Annotated in this window: 13 protein-coding genes and 1 tRNA gene; 7 read left to right on the top strand and 7 right to left on the bottom strand. The window is 55.5% G+C overall.

The genetic code is table 11. The features are described 5' to 3' along the window. Positions 1-50: 50 nt before the first annotated feature. From HOO88_03380 to HOO88_03365, 4 genes are all read left to right on the top strand, one after another. Positions 51-665: a hypothetical protein gene (locus HOO88_03380; GenBank protein ID NOU35798.1), complete on the top strand. Its 615-nt coding sequence runs from the start codon at positions 51-53 to the stop codon at positions 663-665. Between the two features lie 97 nt (positions 666-762). Next, positions 763-1,176 (top strand): HIT family protein, encoded by a 414-nt coding sequence (locus HOO88_03375; GenBank protein ID NOU35797.1) that lies wholly within the window; start codon positions 763-765, stop codon positions 1,174-1,176. After that, positions 1,173-1,562, top strand: a complete 390-nt coding sequence (locus tag HOO88_03370; protein ID NOU35796.1) for a hypothetical protein — start codon at positions 1,173-1,175, stop codon at positions 1,560-1,562. Before HOO88_03375 ends, HOO88_03370 begins: the two co-directional genes overlap by 4 nt. 23 nt (positions 1,563-1,585) lie before the next feature. Next, positions 1,586-2,848, top strand: a complete 1,263-nt coding sequence (locus HOO88_03365) for a glycosyltransferase (protein ID NOU35795.1) — start codon at positions 1,586-1,588, stop codon at positions 2,846-2,848. Positions 2,849-2,852: 4 nt separating this feature from the next. On the opposite strand, the gene HOO88_03360 is transcribed toward HOO88_03365, so the two are convergent. Then, the gene (locus HOO88_03360) at positions 2,853-4,616 is read right to left on the bottom strand and encodes a hypothetical protein (protein NOU35794.1); all 1,764 of its coding nucleotides are present in this window, start codon (positions 4,614-4,616) and stop codon (positions 2,853-2,855) included. A 9-nt stretch (positions 4,617-4,625) separates the two neighbouring features. After that, a complete protein-coding gene (locus tag HOO88_03355; GenBank protein NOU35793.1) occupies positions 4,626-6,392 on the bottom strand; it encodes a hypothetical protein in 1,767 nt (588 codons plus the stop codon). Positions 6,393-6,546: 154 nt separating this feature from the next. Here HOO88_03355 and HOO88_03350 point away from each other — a divergent pair. Then, positions 6,547-6,637 (top strand) — tRNA-Ser (locus HOO88_03350). A 44-nt stretch (positions 6,638-6,681) separates the two neighbouring features. Next, on the top strand, positions 6,682-6,963 hold the full coding sequence (locus HOO88_03345; GenBank protein NOU35792.1) for a GIY-YIG nuclease family protein: 282 nt from the start codon (positions 6,682-6,684) through the stop codon (positions 6,961-6,963). A gap of 151 nt (positions 6,964-7,114) precedes the next feature. On the opposite strand, the gene tsaD is transcribed toward HOO88_03345, so the two are convergent. From tsaD to thiE, 3 genes are read right to left on the bottom strand one after another with little or no spacing between them, the layout of a single operon-like run. Next, entirely contained in the window at positions 7,115-8,182 is a 1,068-nt protein-coding gene (tsaD, locus tag HOO88_03340) for a tRNA (adenosine(37)-N6)-threonylcarbamoyltransferase complex transferase subunit TsaD (protein ID NOU35791.1), read from the bottom strand. After that, a complete protein-coding gene (locus tag HOO88_03335; protein NOU35790.1) occupies positions 8,170-9,405 on the bottom strand; it encodes a S41 family peptidase in 1,236 nt (411 codons plus the stop codon). Before HOO88_03335 ends, tsaD begins: the two co-directional genes overlap by 13 nt. A gap of 59 nt (positions 9,406-9,464) precedes the next feature. Further along, positions 9,465-10,088, bottom strand: a complete 624-nt coding sequence (gene thiE / locus HOO88_03330; GenBank protein NOU35789.1) for a thiamine phosphate synthase — start codon at positions 10,086-10,088, stop codon at positions 9,465-9,467. Positions 10,089-10,213: 125 nt separating this feature from the next. Here thiE and HOO88_03325 point away from each other — a divergent pair, with 125 nt between their 5' ends. After that, a complete protein-coding gene (locus tag HOO88_03325; protein NOU35788.1) occupies positions 10,214-11,704 on the top strand; it encodes a sulfatase-like hydrolase/transferase in 1,491 nt (496 codons plus the stop codon). Between the two features lie 301 nt (positions 11,705-12,005). Here HOO88_03325 and HOO88_03320 read toward each other — a convergent pair whose 3' ends face one another. Then, positions 12,006-14,399 carry a phenylalanine--tRNA ligase subunit beta gene (locus HOO88_03320; GenBank protein NOU35787.1) on the bottom strand — a complete coding sequence of 798 codons (2,394 nt, stop codon included), beginning with the start codon at positions 14,397-14,399 and terminating at the stop codon, positions 12,006-12,008. Positions 14,400-14,456: 57 nt separating this feature from the next. Continuing rightward, positions 14,457-16,994, bottom strand: a complete 2,538-nt coding sequence (locus HOO88_03315) for a hypothetical protein (protein ID NOU35786.1) — start codon at positions 16,992-16,994, stop codon at positions 14,457-14,459. Positions 16,995-17,104: the final 110 nt, after the last annotated feature.

Below are 17,104 nucleotides of genomic sequence, written 5' to 3'. Positions count from 1 at the left end.
TAAAGAGTAACATGCTCGGCATTTACTTCGTCTAACAAGGAAAGAAAAACATGAAGAAAATCATCGCGGTTGTTTTGCTCATGGGGGCTGCTTTGGATGACGTTTGCGCCGAGCTATTCACCTTCGATCTGGTCAACAAGAACGGTGCATCATGGGATGGGGCGTCTTCCGGCGTTTGCACCAATGCCGGCAGCGGGCTGACTTTGGAAGCGGCCATGTTTGCATATCTGAATGGAAGTTACAGTTTCGGGAGCCAGCTGAATTCGACGGCGACCGAATTCGGGATGAATGCGGCGGGTGCCGGAGATGCGACATCCTTGTTTGATACAGTTAATGGACAGGAGGCATTGTGGGTTTCATTTAATCGTGCGGTAACGGTAAAGTCCATTGCCGTTTCCAGCTTCACCGGCGGGAATGTTGAAACCGGCGCGTATCAGGTAGCGAGCGGAAGCCTCGTGAATTTTACAGCCAGCGGAACCTATACGATTGATGCCGCGCTGAATCAGGGTTCTTATTTCAAGGTAATCGCAATGAATACCGGCGGAGGAAACGGCTGGATTCTCAATTCGTTTACCGTGGAAGCCGTTCCTGAACCGGCAACCGCAAGTCTGGCTGCGCTTGGCGGGTTGATGGCTTGGGTTGTCCGCCGCGCTTCGCGAAAATAGCATGTGTTGCGGCTGACGGGAGGCGCTCCGGAATTCCGGAGCGCTTTTCTTTTTTCCAAGCATTGGAAAAAAGGCCGGGAACAGGTACACTGCGCCCATGAATATTTTTGAAAAAATCGTGAATCGCGAAATTCCGGCGACCATTGTCTATGAGGATTCCGACACACTGGCATTCGTGGACATCGGCCCGATTATCAAAGGGCATACGCTGGTTATTCCGAAAACCTGCTACAACCCTGTCACTGAAACGCCGGACGAGGTGCTCGCCAAGCTGATGTCGGTTTGCAAGCGGATTGCCGCCGCACAAATCAGGGAGCTTGGCGCGGACGGCGTGAATATCATCCAGAATAACGGAGCCGTCGCAGGTCAAGTGGTGCCGCATATCCACTTTCACGTCATTCCGCGCTTTGAGGGAGACGGCCATCACTGGAACTGGAACGCCAAGAAGTACGATAATTCGGTCGAAATGGAAAATATCGCCGCGAAAATCCGCAAAGGACTGGCCGAATGAAGCACCCGAACGCCGAAGAACTGCTGGCGGGAATTATGGCCCGCGACTCGCGCTACGCCGTGGACGCCTATGCCTTTGTTCGCGCCGGACTCGACCATACGGTTCGCCGCCTTGAAAAGCCGCGGCACATCAGCGGACAGGAACTGCTCGACGGCATCCGCGAGTTTGCGCTTTTCGAATTCGGGCCGATGACAAAAACTGTTCTCAACGACTGGGGAGTCCGGCGGACCGAAGATATTGGCGAAATTGTTTTCAATATGGTCGAAACCGGAATGCTGGGTAAAACCGAAAAAGACAGCCGCGCCGATTTCGCCAACGGATACGATTTCGACGAAGTTTTTCGCAACCCGTTCCGTCCTGTTGCGAATCCGCGCACCGGGAAATAACCAACTGATTTTTGGAGTTCTTTATGAATATGCTGAGCAATCTGATCGACGGGCTGTCAACCGTCCTGTTTTCCCTGATCACCGGGATCTCAATTACCTATTTAATCACCACACTGATTTCGGTGCTGACCTGCCGTCAGAAAAAAGTCAGTCCGCTCGTGCTGGATGAACAGTTGCCGACGATTACTGTGCAGATTACTTCCCGCAACGAGCTGGTGGCGCTCGACTGCGCCCGCTGCTGCATGGCTTTCGATTATCCTGAGGATAAGCTTCAGATTCTGCTGGGAGATGACAGCAACAATCCGAACGTCATGCAGGAGATTGATCATTTCGCGGAACATAATCCGCGCGTCAGAATATTGCGGCGGAACAACCGGATCGGTTTTAAATCGGGCAACTTGAACCACGTTAACGAATACACCACCGGAGAATATATTCTCGTCATGGATTCCGACTTTCTGCCGGAACCGGATTTTCTGCGGCGACTGGCGGCGCATGCCGTCGCTGATCCTGGGACCGCGGCGGTGCAGGCACGCTGGCACATCACCGATGCGCACGAAAGTCTGACGACACTGCTCGGCGCGGGCATTATCAATGTCACCCACTTCATCATGTTGCCGCTGTTCGACCGGTTTATGAAAACCAGCTTTCTCTGCGGTTCAGCCATGCTCATCAAACGTCAGGCGATGGTTGAAATGAACGGCTGGGAAACCAGCACCATGATCGAAGACATTGATCTCAGCTTTCGCTTTTTCACCAACGGCTACCGCATCGCCTATTGCCCGGATGTCACCTGCGACTGCGAAGTTCCGCACACGGCGCACGACCTTTTCCGCCAGCAGAAACGCTGGGCCTACGGCGTTGTCGAAACCGCGCTCAAACGCAGCCGTGCGCTCTACACTTCCCGCAAAGCGACCGTCGGCAACAAAATCGCCGCCGCAGTAGTCAGCTCCGGCTACGCCGTCAGCTTTCTGGTGTTCATCAGCACCATGCTGGGCTTTGTCCACATGCTGGTGCAGGGCGCCGGACATATGGACGACTCATTGCAGGTTTCTGTGCAGGGAACCGTCGGCAATCTCTGGCGGATTGTCATTTCCTGCGGCGCGCTCGTCGCCACCATCTGCGCCGGATTTTCCAGCGGCTTCGGGATCAAAGGGGCCGGCAAACTGATCATCGCCTCTTACACCATTGGCTTCATCATGCTCTTCCACGTCAGTAACGGAATAATTCGCGCCGTGCTGCACCTGCCGATCAACTGGGTTCCGCCGGAAAAACGCGGGCGCTGACTTCTTACTCCGCGCGGCGGACGGTGATGCGGTAATAGCCTTTTGTTTCGGCGGAGTGGACGGTGTCGGTCCAGCTGTTCTGCGGCCAGATAATATTATTTTCCAATGTCTGGAAAATTTCTGTCAGCGACGGACTCCATTCAATCGTGTAAACGCGACCCTCGACGGCGTTCCAGCTCAGCACATTGCGGCCGGTCTGGCGGAGTTCGAAGCGCGACTCGGAATCGAGCGGATCCGCTCCGGCCAGAATTTCCGCCGCATCACTGAGTCCGTCGTTGTCGGAGTCGGCGTTCGGATCGGCGACCGTACAGATTCCGATTGTCACGTCGCGGCTGTCGCGCAACAGCAGATTGGTTTTCGTTTCGTCAGACCAAAGCATGATATTCGGACTGATGACGTTGGTGCTGATATTTTCAAAACTGAGCTGCATCCACTTTTCGCCGTTTGCGAGCCGGTAGAGATTGCCGTGGTGCAGCCCGGTGAATGTGTTGGTAACGGTGCTTTCCAGTTGTACGGCTAACTTTTCGACGGTGACGCGGCGAGCCTCGTCGGGCATTTCTAAGAAATCTGCTCCGTCTTCGTTCCACACCAGCACATCGGGATTGCTGCGCACGGAGTCGGAGCGTTCGAACGAAATCTGTTTCCGCCACGAACCGTCAGCGAGGCGGAAAAGATTTCCGTGTCCGAAGCCGTAAAAGTTTCCGGCGATCTTGCTGTGAGTTTTTGTGTCGGTAGCCGGAACAACAGCTTCGCCGGTACAGGTGCCAATGACGGCGTTGTCGCGATTCAAAAAGCGCAGCATTTGCTGCCCATCTTTTATCCAGCGCCAGACGGTGACCGGCGAAGCCGCGCTGGAAACCGTTTCAAACGAAATCTGTTTCCACGCTGTTCCATCTGCGAGCTGATAAAGGTTTTGATAATGCAGTCCGGCGAACGTATTGGTCACGGCACTTTCAGTAACCGTCAGCGGAGCCACAACCACATAACCGGTGACATTGGTCACAATCATCCGGCGCTGGCCGGAAACGTTTGTGATCGTCACATACGGCTGGCGAAGTGCCGGACTGACCGCCCTAGTTCCTGCGGTGCTTTGCTGCCAGAACTGTCCGCCGGCGAGTTTGAAAATAGTGTCGCCGCTCCAGCCATAAAAAAATCCGGCAATCCGCGAACAGTCCGAAGCGGGCGGCGGAGGAACGGCAACGCGGTCGCCGGACACGATCACATCGTCCAGTATGGATTTGTCGCTGACGTTCGGATTATTCATTCGCGCGATGATCTGTACGGTCGTTCCGCACAAATTACTCTGCACTGCCGCCGCTGAACCCCAGTTGCCGACGTTCGCCGGATTGACGGTGAATGCGGTTTCCGCGCCGCCGTCTAACCGGTAAAACAGTTTCACATATTTATTCGTGCTGACGGACGAACCAGTTTCGGAGGCGATAGCGGAAAGCGAAACGTTGGCGCAATCAGCGATGTGGATGACAGCGGAAGACCAGACCGCTTCACCGTCCACATTTACAGCCTCCAGCCGTCCGCCGCTGGTGGATGTTGCCATGAAATAATCTCCGGCGCTGCCGCTGCCGGGATTCAGCGTAGCGCAGACGCCAGCGTTCAAACTCCAGTTTGTTATCCCGGCGGGATAATTGGTCGGCCCCAGTCCAGTGACGCCGGCGCCGGTATAACTGCTGAAGTTTTCCTGCCAGATGCTGGCGGCATCAACGGCGGCGAGGCCGCACCATAAAATACAAACAAATAGAAACCGTTTCATAAACAGCGGCTACTGGACTGGTTTCTTATAACCGGAAGTGTTCACCCGGCTTGCGGTGACGAAAATCAGCAGATTGCGCTTTGTACTGCGCTCTCCTTCCGAGCGGAAGAGACGGCCGAGCAGCGGAATTTTTCCGAGAACCGGAACGCTGTCCTTGAATGTCTCGAGCTGCTCTTTGATCAGTCCGCCCATCGCAATCGTGCTGCCATCCTCAATCGTCACCGTCGTATTCACTTTGCGGGATTTGAAAATCGGCCGGCGGGCGATCAGCCGGTCGGCGCTGGCGGTACGGCTTTCTTCGCGCCGGGTGAGGAAGTCGATCAGGTTGTTATTGGCTGGCGTATCGCTGTTCATGTCGAGCGATTCGTTGCCGTATTCCGGCCAAATGGTGGCGACGTGCTGTTCATCAAATCCGGCCAGCTCCCGGATTTCCGGCGAAAGTTTAAGATTAATCGTTCCGTTTTCCGGATCGAGTTCCGGCGTGACTTCCAGCATAACGCCGGTTTTCTCTTCGGCATAATTGAGCGGAATCAGGCCAGGTTGCGCGTAACGTTCGATTCCGATATCGAAGGCCGTCGGGAACCAGTGTACTTCGCCAACGTGAATGCTGGCGGACTCTCCGCTCTTCGTGAGAATTTTTGGCGCGGACAGCAGATCGCCTCCCGCCGTCCGTTCCAGTGCACGGATGACAAGATCCACCGGAGTCCCTTTCACTTTTTGAACCAGAAGTTCGCCTGCAGTTCCGATCAGCCCGGTGCCGGTCGGATCAGCGACGGCGCCCGCGTAGGAATTAAACGAAGTTGCGCGGCCCGCCTGATTCACGCCGGGGTTAAAGGTGTCTTGTCCGTCGCGCAGACTGTCTGTGAAAATTTTCTGTCCGCCGGGCATGGCAAACTTACCGGCAGTCAGGTCGGTTCCGGCTGTTCCGAGCGTCCAGTCAAAGCCAAGTTCATCAAGAGCGCCTTGAGAGACTTCGATGAATTTGGTTTCGATTTCAACTTGCCGCGACCGCTCTTCAATCGCTTTGCGGTTGCAGCGGTCGAGCAGTGCCGCCACAGATTCAATGTGCTTCGGCACATTGCGAACCAGCAGGATATTGAATTCCGGATTGTATTGTGCGCTTGCTCCGAGCGGGAAGGGCACTGTACCGAAAAAGTCGCGCATATCCAGCAATCCCGCGGACTGTCCGCCTGAGCGCGCCGCCATTTTTGTTCCAACCAGCGGCGTGATATCGAACTCCGCCGACACCATCTGCTGCGGCAGTTCATAGCCGACCGGCGTCAGGCTGACCATGCCGGGTCTGATTTCATACTTCATGCCGGATAGTTGAGTAACGATGTCCAGCGTTTCCAATACGGACAGATCCGTGCCGGAAAAGGTGATGCAGGGCAGGTTTGTTCCCGCTGTACCGAAGATCGCCAGATTGACACCCGTATGATCCGGATCGAGTTTCCGGCAAGTGGCGGAAAGTTCCATCACCACCTGCTGAATATCGGCGTTCTGAAACGCGATGTCCGGAATACGGATGCTTTCCAGTTTATCGCGCAGGGCGGAGGCTCGCTTTTCATCGGCAGACAGGTCGCGCTGTCCGGGTCCGGCTTCCGGACTTTCTTTTTCGCTTCCCGGAGTATTCCACGCCTCCTGCACGGTCTCCAGCATACGGGTGCGAACGGTTTCCTGTCTTTTTGTGTCGCGACGGTCTTCGGCGGAAGCGGACCGTGAGACGATGAGCGCCAAAACGAAAGCCGCAAACAACCGGCTGAAAACTCTTCTCATACCAACCTCCTTGCAAGATACGATTAAAACTTGCAAAAAGTAATATCAACAAACACAAGTGAGCAAGACATTATCATCTGTCAGGCCGAAATTAATCATATTGGGCCGGTTGATTTCTCAGGAAGGAAGTGTTAGCTTCTCGCGCTCAATTTGTGGAGGGGTGTCAGAGTGGTTTAATGAGCTCGCTTGGAAAGCGTGTGTACCCTAAACCGGTACCGGGGGTTCGAATCCCCCCCCCTCCGCCAGTCAATGGTTGATTCTTCTGTCTGTTCGTGAAAATAATCCCGGCATGCCCGAAAAGCTGAAATATTGCGTTTATGTGCTATTCAGTCATGCCGATGAAAAACTCTACATCGGATATACCGAGAACCTTCAACAACGGCTCACGGCACATTTTCACGGGCAATCTCCTGCCACAGCTCCGCGCCGTCCCTTTGCTCTACCGTATTGTGAATATCACCTCGCAAAACGGGCCGCCATGCGCCGGGAAATCTATTTTAAAAGTTCGTCCGGCAAGCGCACTCTCAAGTTGATGTGCAAGGATTCTCTTAAAGAACTCTGCTCCGAGTGAGAGAACCGATTTCTGATAGGGGATTGTATGAAAGCACAGCAGGTGCTTTCCCGGCGAAAACGGGTCAGGTTTTGGACTGCGACTCGGCAGCCTTACATAAATGAAACTGCTCGCGAACGTAGTGCTTTGCGGACACAGCCAGATTCCTGCATTAACGAATATTCCAATTTTCTAGCCGTAAAGCGGGGTTCACATCTTCCGGCGTGACAAATGCGTGTCCGGCGGAGCATTTAATGTAAGCGGCTCCGGCGATCATGGCGGCATTATCGGTACAAAGTCTCGGCGAAGAAAGCCGTAGCGGAACGCCGGATTTTTCTGACAGACAGCCCAGTTTTTCGCGCAGGACTTTGTTGAGCGATACGCCGCCGGCGCAGGCGAATGAGGCGCAGTCATATTGTTCCAGCGCTCTCTCAACCCGGACCGTGAGCGCGTCGGCGACGGCTTCCTGATAGCTGGCAATCAAATCCTTTTTGGCGGCTTCGTCTTTCATCGTTTCGGGATGATTCTGCACATGATAGAGCAGGGCGGTTTTGAGTCCGCTGAAACTGAAACAAAGCTTGCGGTCGAGTTCGTATTTCCATTCGCCGCCGACGTTATCGAGGCCGCGCGGAAAGCGCACGGCGTACGGATTGCCGCCTTCGGCGGTGCGCTGAATAACCGGCCCGCCGGGATAACCGAGGCCCAGCAGGAGCGCACCTTTATCAAGCGCTTCGCCCGCCGCGTCGTCGATGGTCTGGCCGACGATTTCGTACCGGCCGGGCGCTTTCATATAAACCAGCTTGGTGTCGCCGCCGGAGACGAGCAGAACCATCATCGGAAATGCGCCATCGAGTACGGGCCGATTTTCGCCCAAAAAAACGGAATAGATGTGACCTTCGTGGTGATGCACGCCGGTGAGCGGGATGCCGAGCCGCTGGCTGAGCGCCCGTGCGGCGGAATAGCCGATCAGCAGCGAACTGGCCAGTCCGGGGCCGTATGTCACCGCGATGGCGTCGAGTTGCTTGAACGAGCAGTTGGCGCCGTGCAACGCCTCCTCGATAATGCCCGGCAGTTTTTTGACGTGATCTCGCGAGGCGATTTCCGGAACGACACCGCCGTACGGAGCGTGTTTGGCAATCTGGGAATAGATGACATTTGAGCGAACGGCTCCGTCAATCAGCACGGCGGCGGCGGTTTCGTCGCACGAAGTTTCTATACCGAGGAGAATCACTTCATCCATTCCTGCTGAATCATCATGCCCTTGAGCGTGCCGATGGCGTAGTCGAGCTGAACGTCGCGGACTTCCGGCTCCACGGACAGAACCTTATTTGTGTCGCTGTTCTGAAGGGCCTGCTTCATGCGGATTTTGAAAAGGTCTTCCGGATTCATGACAACTTTCACATCCGGCTCAATACCGTGATCCTGAATGACCCGTTCGCCGGGCGTGTAATAAAGCGCTGTGGTCAGCTTGATGGCTGCGCCGTCTTCCAGCGGCAGGACGCTCTGCACGCAACCCTTGCCGAACGTTTTTTCGCCGACCAGCACCGCGCGTTTATGATCCTGCAGCGCACCGGAAACAATTTCCGAGGCACTGGCGCTGCCGCCGTTGACCAGAATTACCATTGGGAAATCGGTGTAATGTGTCGTTCCGGACGAAGTGATCCGCTGATCCGCCTTTTCGCCTTCGCGCCCTTTTGTGAAAACAATCAGTTCGCCGCGCGGAAGGAAAAGTTCCGCGACGCCGCCCGCGGCGGTCAGCAGTCCGCCGGGATTACCGCGCAGGTCGAGAACCAGCGCTTTAATCTTTTGATCCACCAGCTTTTTCAGCGCGGTTTTCAAATCTGCCGCTGTCGGCTCATTGAACTGGGTGACGCGGATGTAGCCGATGTGATCTTCCAGTAGCTTGTCGTCCTTTACGCTGGCGACCACGATCTCCTCGCGGATGATCGAGTGCTCCTTCACTTCGTGCGTCGAAGGCCGGATCGCTTTCAGTTTGATGCCCGCCCCGGCTTCACCGCGCATCTTTTTCACGGCGTCCGAAAGCGACATTTCCCGCGTCTCTTTGCCGTCGATTTCGACGATGATGTCGCCGGAAAGAAGCCCGGCGCGGAACGCCGGCGTATCTTCCATCGGCGCAATAACCGTCAGCAGGCCGTCTTTTATACTGACAACCAGTCCGACGCCGCTGAAACGTCCGGCTGTATCGTCCTTCATATCGCCGTAAGATTCTTTATCCAGAAACTGACTGTAGGGATCGAGATCCTGCAGCATTCCAGTCAGCGCATGGCGGATCAGCGAGTCATAGCCCGCCTCGTTGGTATCCACGTAACTGCGGTGAGCCTCTTCAAGCACTTTGGTGAACAGCGTAATGGCTTCGTAGGCGTTGGTGTAGGATTCCGCGGCGCGCGGGGCGGCGGTGAAAGCGAAGAGTACGGACAGCATAACGGCGAGTTTGAGTTTCATAGGGTTCTCCTGAAAAAAAGTCTCGAGAGACTAGCTGATTTTCTCCAGCCATTGGAAGCTCAGACTGCGGTGCGACCGATCTGCTGGAGCGCGCGGATCACTTTTTCCGGCTCCGGATTCTGCATAATGGCGCGGACGGCGCAAAAGTTGACCGCACCGGCCTTCAGCACGGCGGCGAGATTGGTTTCGTCGAGTCCGCCGAGCGCCACGCAGGTCAGCGGCGAGTTTTTGATAATCGTTCCGGCGCGCTCAATGCCGAGCGCGGGATCAGCGATGGTTTTGGTCGGCGTGGGAAATACCGGGCCGACGCCGATGTAGTCCGGTTTCAGCACGACCGCCGCTTCCGCCTGTGCTTCGCTATGTGTGGAAAGACCGAATATTTTTCCCGGCACGTTCCAGAGTTTGCGCGCTTCATCGAGCGGCATATCGCCTTGGCCGAGATGAACACCATCGGCACCGGATGCCCAGGCGAGTTCCACATCGTCATTCATAATGAAAAGCGTTCCGGTGCCGGCCGTGACGGCGCGGACTTTTTTGGCTTCAGACAGGATCGCGGCGCGGGGCGCATTTTTCATCCGTAACTGGACGTAGCGCAGTCCGCAGTTTACGGCGGCCCGGGCGCAGGCTTCATATCCAACGACCGGATCGGTCATGACCATATAGAGTCCAAAATTCTCTTTCATCGCGGCAAATCCTATCCGTTTTTTGTTCCGGCGCCGCATTTATCCTCAACTCAATGACGCGGCTCCAGTTTTTGAATGGATTGAATATTGACGACTCCTGACAACTGTTGCACCTTAAAACAACCATGAAACGTGTAAAAAACCTGATCATCCTGCATTCAGATGAAATGAGAGGGGACGCTCCCGGATTCACAGGAAACCCGGACTGCAAAACTCCAGAGCTTGATCGCTTCGCGGCTCGCTCGATTGTTTTTGAACGCCATTTTACTGTTCATACCAAATGCGTTCCAAGCCGTTGCGCCCTGGCGACCGGACGGTACGCCCATGCCGACGGCATTCGAACGGTCAACGACACCAATCTGCTGCCCGTGGATCGTCCGAATCTGCTCGCCGCGCTGCGCGGTGCCGGCTACGAAACCGCCGTGTTTGGTCTGAATCATGTTTGGGAAAACTTTTTCGGCGACAACAATAAAAAGAGTTCCGGCGTGGTCGATTACCAGTCGTTCGAGCCGGAGAATTTTGCTCCGCTTCTCGAGCGGACATGGGAAGTCGAACAGCCCGGCGCAGACAGTGCGCCGGTTCACGTAAACGACGGAGCGGTCAACCTGCGCGTTGGCCGGGTGACAGACCCTTTGAAGGGATTCTGTGACGACAATCGCGCGGAACAGGCAATCCATTACCTGAAAAATGTCCGGGATCGCTCCAAACCGTTTTTCATGCAGCTCAACATCAGCGCGCCGCATCCTTCATACAAGGTGGAGGAGCCGTGGTTTTCCATGTACGACCGGAATGAGATTAAAGCGTACCCCCATAGCGTGCCGGAAAATGCGCCGCTGTGTATTCAGAAAATGCGCGAAGTGCGTTCCGGCCCGAATGCCACCGAGGCAGACTTCCGTCAGATTCAGGCCGTGTATTACGGAATGATCTCCAAAGTGGACGACCTGATGGGCCGCGTGCTGAAAGCCATTGAAGAGGAAGGGCTTCTTGAGAATTCGATCGTCGTCTTCACATCTGACCACGGCGATTTCGCCGGCCAGTACGGCCTTCCTGAAAAGTGGGACACTGTGATGAACGACTGCCTGACCCGCGTTCCGTTCATCATGCATGTCCCCGGGCTTTCAGAAGGAACCCGCGTTTCCAGTATGACCGAGCACATCGATCTGGTTCCCACTGTTCTCAGCGTTCTCGGACTGGAAGGCAATTGGGATATCCACGGCGAATCTATGCTTCCGGCCATTCGCGGAGAAAAACGCAAAGAAGCTGTTTTTGCTGACGGAGGTCACGAAACTTCGATGCGCGCGCGGTTTAATGTTTCGCCCTCCGAGGTGCACGACGGATTAACCCGGCCTGCGACGCTGGGCAAACAGGAAACCTATTCCAAATATCCCGATACCATGGCGCGCACCCGGATGGTTCGCACAGAGAAATGGAAACTCGTCATGCGCGAGACGGACGATCACGAGCTGTACGACATGGAAAATGATCCGTCCGAACTGGTCAACCTATGGGGCCGGGCCGGGTACGACGAACCGATCCGGATGCTCATGGGAAAACTGATTCAGTGGTGCATCCGTACCGCGCCCGAAGGGAAATTCCAGCCGCGGGTTGGTGCATAGCAAAAAACCGCCCGATTTACATCGAGGCGGTTTTTAAGAAGGCCCGTATCCGGGAGGCTCATTTCCGAACCCTGATTTACAAGGTGGGCGCCCTAAAGTGCTGGTGGGATACACCATCACTGTCCTGAGCGCCCTTTATTATTTTGTTTAACGGATCGGAAACTTGTTGCCTGACCGGGCGGGCTAAATTTTGAAAGATCAAGTGAGGTTTCGCTTCTTCTCTTCCTCACGACTCAGATGTTACGCCTGCGGTATTTTCCGGTCAAGCGGCCAGTTCACTTTTGTGGTGAGATTCCCCACATCATCCTTCGCGAATAACGGCAGAGACGGAGGCGCAAACTTTTTTGCCAACGGCCTCGTGGAAGGCGTTGACCTTTTCATCGGTCAGTGTGCCGGACGGCGAGCGGTAAACAAAGCTGTAGGCGACGCTCTTCTTGCCTTTCTCCATCGCCTTGCCACGGAAGACGTCGAAGAGTTTCACGCTTTCGAGTTCGGCGGGCGCGGCGGACTGGACCGCCGCCAGAATTTCTTCATGACGCACCGCTTCATCAACGATGAAGGCGAAGTCGCGTTCCGTCGCCGGATAAGTCGGGATGTCCTGCACCGCACTCCGTTTCCAAACATTGGAAATCAGCGGCTCAAGATTCAGTTCGGCGGCGGCGACCGGATCGTTCAATCGCCATTCTTTGCGTGCGGCGGAATTGATTAGACCGATGACGCCGATTTTTTCTTTGCCGGAAAATACATCTACGGCGCGGCCCGCTTCGAAAGCCGGATTTTCAATGGACAGGAAGTTCACATCCAAAACTTTCTGTGCGGCGAGCAGTTTTTCGATGAGTCCTTTGAGCCAGAGGAAAACTTCCTCTTCGCCGAGGGCGCGCTGTTTGTCGAGTGCGCCGCGCCCGGCGGCTCCCATTAGTCCGAGACAGACCTTTTCGGTTTGTACCGTCTTGGCAAACGTCCGGCCGATTTCAAAAAAGACCGCTTCATCAATCTGGCGCGACTTGTTGCGACCGAGGCTTTCGATCATCTGCGGAATCAGCGACGTGCGCAGGACGGATTGTTCGGCGCTGATCGGGTGGGGCAATTCTTCGCGGACGGCGGCATCGTCTTTGCCGAAAAGGTCGAGCAGCGGATGGCTGACCAGCGTGTAGTTCATGATTTCGCGCGCGCCGAGTCCGACCAGATTTTTACGGCAGGCGGTAATCGCGCGGACGCGGCTGTCGCTGACTCCGGCGACCGTTTCGGCAACCGGCAGTTTTTCGGGAATCTTGTCCACGCCGTTCATGCGGGCGACTTCTTCGATGATGTCCACTTCGCGTTCGAGGTCGTCGCGGAACGTCGGAATTTCCAGAACCGCTTTTTCGGCGTCGGCGGAGAGAATGGCGATTTCCAAGGATTGGAAAATTTTCTTCATCGCTTCAACCGGCACGTTCATGCCGATCAAGTCGCAGGCCGCCTGCCAGCGGACGGTGATTTGCCGTTTAGTTTTCGGTGTCGGATAAACATCGACGACGCCTTTGCAGACGCTGGCGCCGGCCAGTTCGTGCATCAATGCGGCGGCACGGCGGCTGGCCCATTCCACGCTGGAGCCGTTGACGCCGCGCTGGAAACGGTAGGAGCTGTCGGTGTAAAGGCTGAGTCCTTTGGCAGTGGCGCGGATGCCGGACTGTTCAAACGTCGCGGCCTCGATCAGCACGGTCGAAGTGTCGTCTTTAATTTCGGTGTTGGCGCCGCCCATGACTCCGGCGAGCGCGACGGCTTTACCGGCGTCGGCGATGACCAGCATCTCTTCGGTCAGCCGACGCTCCACGCTGTCGAGCGTGGTGAACTTTTCATCTTTGGCGGCGTGGCGGACGATAATTTTTCCGTCCTTGAGCAAAGTGTAGTCGAAGGCGTGGAGCGGGTGGCCGGTTTCGAGCAGGACGTAGTTGGTGATGTCCACGACGTTATTGATCGAACGGATGCCGCAGGCTTCGAGGCGGCGCTTCATCCAGTCCGGCGACGGGCCGATTTGGACGTTTTTCAAAACGCGGGCGGTGTAGCGCGGGCACTTGCCGGAATCTTTCACTTCCACGCTGACTTCTTTCTCGGCCGGCTCCGAAGCTTCTTTCAGATCGATGGACGGCATCTTGAGCGGCTTGCCGTAGATGGCGGCGACTTCACGGGCGACGCCGATGATGCTGAGACAGTCGGGGCGGTTCGGCGTGATTTCCAGTTCGAAAACGGTTTCCGCCGGGCCCATGACGGCGGCGAGCGGCGTGCCGGGTTTGAGCGATGCGTCGAGAACCAGCAGACCGGAATGGTCTTCGCCGAGTCCGAGTTCATCCTTGGCGCAAAGCATACCGAGCGATTCGACGCCGCGGATTTTGGCTTTCTTGAGCTTAATGCCGCACGGCAGGGTGGTGCCGACGGTGGCGAACGGATATTTGCCGCCGACCGCGACGTTCGGTGCGCCGCAGACGACGCGCAACGTTTCGGCGGCGCCGTATTCGACGGTGCAGAGGCGCAGTTTATCGGCGTCCGGATGCGGCTCGACCTGCTTCACCTCGCCGACGACCACGCCTTCAAACGTGCCGCCCAGCGTTTCGATATGTTCGACCTCGAGCCCGGCAAACGTCAGTTTGTCCGAAAGCCCCGCGATCGTGTCGTCAAAATCCACATATTCCTTCAGCCAGCTCAGCGCAAATTTCATAGTTCAGTTCCTTCAAAACAGGGCGGCAGTTAAACATGAACCGCTATTCCCGGCAAATCACATTTTTTCTACGCGAAGGAACAGAAACCCGGGAGCTTGAGGAATGGTCAATTTTACTGCGCCGTTGTTCCCGACGATGCGATCCGTTGATTCGTTATTTACAAGGTTTGTGACGCGAAGGCGGCTTTCCGGCGGGTAGAACTTTATGTCGATTTCATTTTCCGTCAGAGAGTTTTCAATCTGTCGGAATACCGTGAGATAGCTAACCCCGGTTTCCGGATTATAGTTTTGAAATCCGGACCAGTTCCGGTTGTCAGGCTGGGCCCCCAATGCGAACGCATACCCTGCATAAAGTGCGGCACGGTGTTTCCGATAGAGCGCAATTAACGGCTTGAGCTGCGCACGTGCTTCCGGGGTGTAGAGTTGTGTTTCCTGAAAGAAGATCGGCGTGCCCATCATGGTTTGCGCGAAGCAGTAGTCATGCGGATGTTTCCAGGCGTCGCTGGTTTCGCCGTATGAATCCGGATTCCGGCTGACGCGGTCTGCGTTTTGAACGGTGAGTTCGAACTTGTTGAGATTCACGTATTTTGAGATTTCCCATGCGTCGCGCAGAACCAGATAGGGTTTATAAATCACGCTGGCCGGACTTTTCGGCTTGCGGTTTTCAAGATAAATGGCGCCCTGATCGCGTCCGAGATAATACCCGATGCGCGGCTTGTCGGTGACATCCCAGTTCACCCGCACCTGATGATCGGCCGCCTTTATAAATGTACGCATTTTGTTCAGATGCATCTGTGCTTCGGCCATAGTCCTCATGTTGAAAAAGTCATACTTAACAACGGAGAATCCGCCTTGCCGCTGATTCCAGATCAGGTCTTCAATCGGCACGGCGGAGCCGTGTACCCAAAGGCCGAGTTTGATGTTTTTTTGCTGAGCGTGTTTCCGAATATTGACCCATCCGTCAGGATAGACAGGGATTGTTTCCGAACCGTACTCTTCGATTACACAGGCACCGTCCGGAGCTTGCAGTGAGGCGATTGGACGCCAGTTTTTTCCGCCGGTCTCGTAGCCCTGCCAACCGTCATCGACCTGCTGAATATCAATACCCAGATCCGCTGCGCTATCAATCTCCCGCAGAAGATTGCTTTCCCGGGCCGCCAGCTGGGAGTCGATTTTGGCGGCGGCGCTGCCCCAGGTGTTGGCGAGGATGTAAATATCCTTTCCCGGATGGACGGGGTAACGGAATCGATCGAATTGTTTGAGTACCAGCTGAGCCTCATCATCAGAGCCGTTTCCGAGCATGATCCATGTGGCCCATCCGTCTTTGTAGTTGTCGCCGGACAGCTCCTCCGGAAGCCATCCAAGCCCGGTGTTGCGAAGCCCGGCGGCGCTCCATGCAAACCGCCCGTTGTTGGCGGCGAAGTCCGTGTTGAAACACTTATTGGATTCTTTGACCACAATCAGGTGTCCACTTTGATCTGACAGATCCATGCCGCTCGCCCAGATGATTTCGCCGACCGGGCCTAAGGAATCGGTGTTTTGCTCGCGGAGAATCGGCATGGTTGGCGAGTTGATGGATTGTGTGTCATCCGCGTATCCCCATGCAATCAGGCGCAAGCCGCACAGATTTACAGGCAGTGTATCAGCAACCCCTTCTTGATCCTCCATATTCGTCATCGCGTCTTGCGCCTTTGCAGCTCCGCAGTTCAGATAGGCGACGGCGCTTTTTTTGTCCCCGGGTTCTGATTCATTGATCCAAAGTTCGGAAATAACCGGATCATAATTCCCCTGATTTGTAATTTGAATTGTGCAGGTGCCGCTGTGATACAGCGCCCGGGTGATGCCGACCGAGAGGGCCTCGGGCAGCGCATCCGGTTGAGGCAGTTTGTTCGCCTCAATAATAATCTGGGACGATTCTTTGTCGCCGGAAAAAACCGTAACAGTCTGTGTGCGGTTCTGTCCCCAGAGATCAATCCAGCTGAGTCCGAGTTGATATGATTTGGCCGGATCCAGTCCTTTCACAGCAAAAGAGCACACGCCATTGGTTCCCGCCCGCACGGCGATGTTGTCTTTATCGATATCCCGGCCTGTTTGCGGGACAATTTCAACGGCTTCCTTGGCGGATGCGGCGGCAGATAAGGTTCCGCCTTTGACTCCGACCTGAGTGCGCAGTCCCGGAGCGTCCGGATAGGCCCATATGCGGTAACGAACCGTTTTTCCTGATACAGGATAGGCGATCTCGGCTTGAACATTCAAATGCGGAGAGGTGAACCCCTCATCTGTGCTCTCTTCGGCGGTCAGCGAAACCAGCTGGCCGACGGTTTCATTTATACCGGGAATCTGCCAGTCGGATGCCGCGCCGGTCTTTGCGGAAATCCATTCCTTGCCGGATTTGAGATCCTTCAATGAAACGGTGGTAAAGCCGCCGCCTGTCCACATCCAGCGCCGCTCAACCTTGCCGGTCGAAACGATCAGCCCATTATCCTGCGTCTGCACCTTTGCATGACCGAAGGACGTATTCAGTTCCGGCAAAGCCGCGGGAAGAGGGTTGGACTGTAGTAAGGTTGCGGCAACAGCAAGGTTTCGTTTCAGCATCTGCTTTCCTCCAGCTTGTTTCATTATAATGGGGCGCCAGTTAAACACGGCTGACTTTTGCGGGCAAGCGCTCAGGCGGGGCTTAATCAAACGTGGGCTTCCGGAAACAA

This window comes from Kiritimatiellaceae bacterium, assembly GCA_013141415.1.
GTDB lineage: Bacteria > Verrucomicrobiota > Kiritimatiellia > Kiritimatiellales > Tichowtungiaceae > Tichowtungia.
This window is presented reverse-complemented; position numbering and strand designations above follow the sequence as displayed.

Excerpts from the sequence above, each read along its gene's own strand:
- HOO88_03345 (NOU35792.1), top strand. The coding sequence starts at position 6,682 with ATGCCCGAAAAGCTGAAATATTGCGTTTATGTGCTATTCAGTCATGCC.
- HOO88_03355 (NOU35793.1), bottom strand. The coding sequence starts at position 6,392 with ATGAGAAGAGTTTTCAGCCGGTTGTTTGCGGCTTTCGTTTTGGCGCTC.
- HOO88_03335 (NOU35790.1), bottom strand. The coding sequence starts at position 9,405 with ATGAAACTCAAACTCGCCGTTATGCTGTCCGTACTCTTCGCTTTCACC.
- HOO88_03370 (NOU35796.1), top strand. The coding sequence starts at position 1,173 with ATGAAGCACCCGAACGCCGAAGAACTGCTGGCGGGAATTATGGCCCGC.
- thiE (NOU35789.1), bottom strand. The coding sequence starts at position 10,088 with ATGAAAGAGAATTTTGGACTCTATATGGTCATGACCGATCCGGTCGTT.
- tsaD (NOU35791.1), bottom strand. The coding sequence starts at position 8,182 with ATGGATGAAGTGATTCTCCTCGGTATAGAAACTTCGTGCGACGAAACC.
- HOO88_03325 (NOU35788.1), top strand. The coding sequence starts at position 10,214 with ATGAAACGTGTAAAAAACCTGATCATCCTGCATTCAGATGAAATGAGA.
- HOO88_03375 (NOU35797.1), top strand. The coding sequence starts at position 763 with ATGAATATTTTTGAAAAAATCGTGAATCGCGAAATTCCGGCGACCATT.
- HOO88_03320 (NOU35787.1), bottom strand. The coding sequence starts at position 14,399 with ATGAAATTTGCGCTGAGCTGGCTGAAGGAATATGTGGATTTTGACGAC.
- HOO88_03315 (NOU35786.1), bottom strand. The coding sequence starts at position 16,994 with ATGCTGAAACGAAACCTTGCTGTTGCCGCAACCTTACTACAGTCCAAC.
- HOO88_03360 (NOU35794.1), bottom strand. The coding sequence starts at position 4,616 with ATGAAACGGTTTCTATTTGTTTGTATTTTATGGTGCGGCCTCGCCGCC.
- HOO88_03365 (NOU35795.1), top strand. The coding sequence starts at position 1,586 with ATGAATATGCTGAGCAATCTGATCGACGGGCTGTCAACCGTCCTGTTT.
- HOO88_03380 (NOU35798.1), top strand. The coding sequence starts at position 51 with ATGAAGAAAATCATCGCGGTTGTTTTGCTCATGGGGGCTGCTTTGGAT.